The organism is Sulfuricurvum sp. (genome assembly GCF_022759005.1).
Classification (GTDB): Bacteria; Campylobacterota; Campylobacteria; order Campylobacterales; family Sulfurimonadaceae; genus Sulfuricurvum.
Map to the genome: position 1 here is coordinate 1 of NZ_JAEMQA010000132.1, position 5,755 is coordinate 5,755.

Genomic DNA, 5,755 nt, shown 5'->3' on the forward strand with positions numbered 1-5,755 from the left:
ATCGACTGAGATAAAGGACCTTGGCAAATGAATAAGGAAGCTAAGAGATGAGCTTGTTCGCACCTTTAACGGCGTTAGCACGGCGGCCGTTGTCAAACAACGCATCCACCGCTTCTTGCAACATCCGTTTTTCGTTACGTACGATAATTTCCGGTGCTTCAAGCTCGATAAGACGTTTCAAACGTTGGTTACGGTTAATAACACGGCGATAGAGGTCATTAACGTCCGATACCGCGAATTTTCCCCCATCCAAACTCACCAACGGGCGAAGTTCTGGAGGAAGAACCGGCAATGCGGTCAACATCATCCATGCAGGGTTGTTCCCTGAATTCAAGAATGACTCGATAACTTTCAAACGTTTAACGATCGTTTTACGTTTTGCCTCTGAGTTGGTTGCTCGAACCTCTTCTTTCAAAGCTGAGAAAAGATCAACCAAATCCAATTCGTCGAGCAAATCACGTACCGCTGATCCACCCATCTCTGCTGAAAAACCGCTCTCTCCGTAACGTTGCACGAGGGTACGATATTGTTCTTCGTTCAATACGTCGTATTTGAGAACCGCAGAGGTTTGTTCACCGTCATAATACGCTTCACCGCCGTTTTTAACGATGTACGCTTCGTAATACAACACGCGCTCAAGGTCTTTCATTTTCACACCGAGCAATGTACCGATACGGCTTGGGAGTGAACTCACATACCAGATATGCGCAACCGGTGTGACCAGATCGATGTGTCCCATGCGGGTACGGCGAACTTTGGCAGAAGTAACTTCAACACCACATTTTTCGCACACAACACCTTTGTAGCGCATTTTTTTGTATTTTCCGCACAAACATTCGTAATCACGAACCGGTCCGAAAATTTTGGCACAAAACAATCCGTCACGTTCCGGTTTAAGGGTACGGTAGTTGATAGTTTCTGGTTTTTTTACTTCACCATGGCTCCATGAGAGGATTCTCTCTGGCGAAGCCAAGCGAAATTGAATCTGTTTAATGTCTGTAGGACGATTCTCTTCCGTAACGGAAACCGGTACTAATTTACTCATTGTCATCCACCTCGTCAAAAATCTCAATATCAAGCGCCAATGATTGGAGCTCTTTGGTCAATACGAATAGCGTTTCTGGGATACCGGATGCCGGTACACTTTCACCCTTCGTAATCGCTTTGTATGCACGGACACGTCCATCAACGTCATCCGATTTAATTGTCAACATCTCTTTAAGTACTGCAGAAGCACCGTATGCTTCAAGAGCCCATACTTCCATCTCCCCAAAACGTTGTCCACCGAAGAGTGCTTTACCACCGACCGGTTGTTGTGTTACAAGAGAGTATGGTCCGGTTGAACGGGCGTGTACTTTCTCATCAACCAAGTGGTGAAGTTTAAGCATATACATGTATCCGACATTAACACGCTCTTTCATTTTATCGCCGGTTTTACCGTCATACAATTCCATTTTACCGTCGGTATCCAATTTTGCCAATTCGAACAATTTAGCAAACTCAGCTTCGGTAACCCCTTCGAAAATAGGCGTTGCGAATTTAACCCCTTTTGACCAGTCTTGTGCATAGCCCAGGAGTGTTTGATCGTCCATTTCACCCAACGCTTTTTTAGCATCCATTAGCCCTGCTACGTCCGCGAAAGAGATCATTTTTGCACGAAGTTCACCGATAAACTCTTGTTGTTTTGCCTCAAAAATGTCTTGCAATTGAAGACCGAGTTCTTTACCGACCATACCCAGATGCATCTCAAGGATCTGCCCGATGTTCATACGAGACGGTACCCCGAGCGGATTCAAACAAACGTCAACGGATCGACCGTTTGCCATGTACGGCATGTCAACTTGAGGAACGATCGTAGAGACGATACCTTTGTTCCCGTGACGCCCCGCCATTTTATCCCCGACTTTAAGTTTACGTTTTGTCGCGATATACACTTTTACGTACTTAACAACACCGTTTGGAAGGATGTCGTCTTTTTCCAAAATAGAGAGTTTCTCTTCGTGTTCGTCACGGAATTTTTTCTTCTCTTTTTGGAAATGGTTTTTGGTTTGGTTGTATTTCTCTTGAATATCGTCGCTAAATGCTTTAACAACGTTATTCATTGCAAAACGGTTAACCTCTTTGAGATCGTCTGCTTTGATAGTTTCACCCGCTTTGTACTCATTACCGTTGATGCTTACATCGCTAAGCAACGGATGTTTTGTCAACAATGAAACAATACGGAGCATCTCTTCTTTGTCGATCATCAAAAGGCGGTCATAGTGTTCGCGTTCAAGTTCATCACGCTCTTGTTTTTCAAGTTCAAGCGTACGCGGATCTTTGTCGTATCCTTTTTTAGTGAATACTTTAACGTCAACGACAACCCCTTCCATACTTGGTGTACAGTAAAGTGATTTATTGACAACGTGACCCGCTTTTTCACCGAAAATTGCGCGCAGTAGTCGCTCTTCCGGAGTCGGTTTTACTTCACCTTTCGGAGAGACTTTACCGACAAGAATCATCCCGCCTTTAACGTACGTACCGATTTTGACGATACCGCTCTCATCCAAATGCGCCAACTCATCATCACGAACGTTCGGGATGTCACGTGTGATCTCTTCGACACCGTGTTTAAGTTCTCGTGCTTCCGCCTCTTTCTCATAGATATGAACCGAGGTGAACGCATCTTCGCGAATCATGCGCTCAGACATAACGATCGCATCCTCGAAGTTATATCCGTTCCACGGCATGAACGCAACAAGGGCATTGATACCGAGTGCCAATTCACCTTTGTCCATATTCGGACCATCAGCGATAATTTGACCTTTTGTAACAAATTGACCTTGTTTAACAATCGGTTTTTGCAAGAACGTCGTATTTTGGTTGGTACGAAGATTTTTTTGCAACGGATAATAATCGATGAATGTTCCGTCTTCATCTTCACCCATAACATAAATGTGTTTTGAATCAACTTTTTCTACAATACCGCTGCGCTTAGCTTTAACACATTCCCATGAATCGCGAGCAACCAATTTCTCGACACCCGTTCCGACCATCGGCGCTTCAGGGCGTAACAACGGCACCGCTTGACGTTGCATGTTCGATCCCATCAATGCACGGTTCGCATCATCGTGTTCCAAGAACGGAATCAAGCTTGCCGCAACCCCGACAACCATGTGCGGAGTCAAATCACGAAGTTCGCACTCTTTTGGTGATTTGAGGATAATCTCGCCGTCTTGACGAATTTCAACCAAATCATCCAAGAAGTTACCGTTTTCATCCACACGGCTTGATGCCGCAGCGATGATTTTCCCCTCTTCTTGAGTAGCTGTTAAATAGACCACTTCATTGGTAACTACGCCATCTTTGACAACGTTGTACGGCGCTTCGATAAAGCCGTGTTCATTAACTTTTGAATAGGTAGCCAACGTGTTGATCAAACCGATGTTTTGACCCTCAGGCGTCTCAATCGGACAAATACGACCGTAATGCGTCGGGTGAACGTCACGCACTTCAAATCCGGCACGCTCTTTTACAAGACCCCCTTCTCCGAGTGCTGATAAACGACGTTTGTGGGTTACTTCCGACAATGGATTTGTTTGGTCCATAAACTGCGACAATTGCCCACCGCTGAAGAATTCCATGATGGTGCTAGTGATCATTTTTGAGTTGATCAAATCGTGCGGCATCAACTCAGTGGTCGGTCCACTCATCGTTGAGAGTTTGTCTTTGATCGCTTTTTGCATTTTGATCAAACCGTTATGCAGCTCATTACCGAGAAGCTCACCGATTGAACGGATACGACGGTTACCAAGGTGATCGCGATCGTCAATATGACCTTGACCGTTTTTGACTTTAACAACGTATTTAACGGTGTTAATAATATCTTCATTGGTCAAAACCGTTACATACTCAGGAACGTTAAGTCCGAGTTTGTGGTTCATTTTCATACGTCCGACGCGTGTCAAATCATAACGTTCCGGATCAAAGAAAAGCTGGTTTACGAATACTTTAGCCGCCTCTTTCGTTACCGGCTCACCAGGGCGCATTACTTTGTAAATACGGATCGCCGCAAGATCGTTTTCATCTTCTATCGTTTCGGTTTGTTTGAGCAATTTGAGCGAATCGGCATCGGCAATGAACGCGTTGATGATAGCACTGTCGTGCCCTTCTGCCAAGTCATTCGCAATAACGAACTCTTTGACACCCGCTTCAATCATCTTTTTGAGTTTGGTCTCATCCAATTGCGTCATTGTGTCGAACATTACTTCGCCCGTTTCCGCATCGATAATCGGCTCAGCCAAATGGCGTTCGATCAATGTTTCAATCGGATATTGAATGGCAGTTACACCCTCAGCGATGAGTTTCTCCGCTTTTTTGGTTGAGAGACGTTTGCCTGCTGCAACCAACAATTTGCCGTCTTTGTCTACCAAATCGTATCCAAGACGTCCTGCAAATTGTTCTGGATCGAAATCCATCAAATAGCGGTTCTCTTCTGTACGGATTTTTTGCAACGGATAGAACATTTTGAGAATGTCTTGTTTGCTGTATCCAAGTGCACGGAACATGATCGTTACCGGTACTTTACGGCGTTTGTTGATACGCATGTAAAGGATATCTTTCGGATCGTACTCAAAATAGAGCCATGAACCGCGGTCTGGGATGATTTGACCCGTAAAGATCATTTTGCTACCGGCTGTGGTTGATTCTTCTTCTTTGAAGATTACCCCCGGAGAGCGGTGAAGCTGATTAACAACGACACGTTCAACCCCGTTGATGACGAATGACGTACGATCGGTCATCAACGGGATGTCACGGATAAAAATGCTTTGTTCTTTAATGTCTTTTACACCGGTTTTTTCTTTGGTGTTTTCATCACGATCCCAAATCATAAGGCGTGTTTTCATACGCAAAGAAACAGAGTACGTAAGACCGCGTTCCATACATTCGCGTACGGTGTATTTCGGGCGTCCTACTTCGGATCCGAGATACTCAAGAGAGAGACGATTTTGTGAATCATGAATCGGGAAAACCGATTGGAATACGCGCTCAATACCGCTTTTAGAACGATCTTTTTGATCAAGCATCAAAAATGATTCGTATGAACTTTGTTGAAGTTGCAATAAATTCGGTACTTCAATTTGTTGGGGAGTTTTCGCGAAATCTACGCGTAAGCGGTTTCCGGAGTGAAGAGTGTTTAACATAGGCTACCTCAATCGAAGTTTTTGATCCCATAGGGATAAGTGCAAAGTCTATAACTCAAGCGTCCTTGAGTCTATAACGACGTATGGGCACTTTACGAAAGAGTTGAAAACCCGCTTCGTAAAGTGCCCTGTGGGAGGTGGAGGCACAGGCCTCCGATATCAAAATGATTATTTGATTTCGACGACAGCGCCAGCTTCTTCAAGCTCTTTTTTCGCTGCTTCAGCATCTTGTTTAGAGATACCTTCTTTAAGAGTTGTAGGAGCACCTTCAACTGCATCTTTAGCCTCTTTGAGACCAAGACCTGTCATAGCACGAACTACTTTAATAACGTTGATTTTTTTGTCACCACCGTCTTTCAAGATAACGTCGAACTCAGTTTTTTCTTCTTCAGCAGCTACAGCAGCTACGGCACCACCAGCAACCGCTACCGGTTGAGCAGATACGCCAAATTTTTCTTCGAATTCTTTTACAAGCTCAGAAAGCTCAAGAACAGACAAGTTTGAGATAAACTCAAGAACATCTTCTTTAGTTACAGCCATAGTATTCTCCTATTGGTATTTTTTAAATTTTT

Annotated in this window: 2 protein-coding genes and 1 pseudogene; all 3 read right to left on the reverse strand. The window is 44.3% G+C overall.

Annotated features, from left to right (window positions below):
* Positions 1-52: 52 nt before the first annotated feature.
* A pseudogene (locus JHC35_RS08145) lies at positions 53-1,045 on the reverse strand (DNA-directed RNA polymerase subunit beta'); the annotation flags it as partial.
* Positions 1,038-5,183: a DNA-directed RNA polymerase subunit beta gene (gene rpoB, locus JHC35_RS08150; protein ID WP_295044031.1), complete on the reverse strand. Its 4,146-nt coding sequence runs from the start codon at positions 5,181-5,183 to the stop codon at positions 1,038-1,040. The gene rpoB and the pseudogene JHC35_RS08145, both read right to left, overlap by 8 nt.
* A 168-nt stretch (positions 5,184-5,351) precedes the next feature.
* The gene (rplL, locus tag JHC35_RS08155; RefSeq protein ID WP_295044034.1) at positions 5,352-5,723 is read right to left on the reverse strand and encodes a 50S ribosomal protein L7/L12; all 372 of its coding nucleotides are present in this window, start codon (positions 5,721-5,723) and stop codon (positions 5,352-5,354) included.
* Positions 5,724-5,755: the final 32 nt, after the last annotated feature.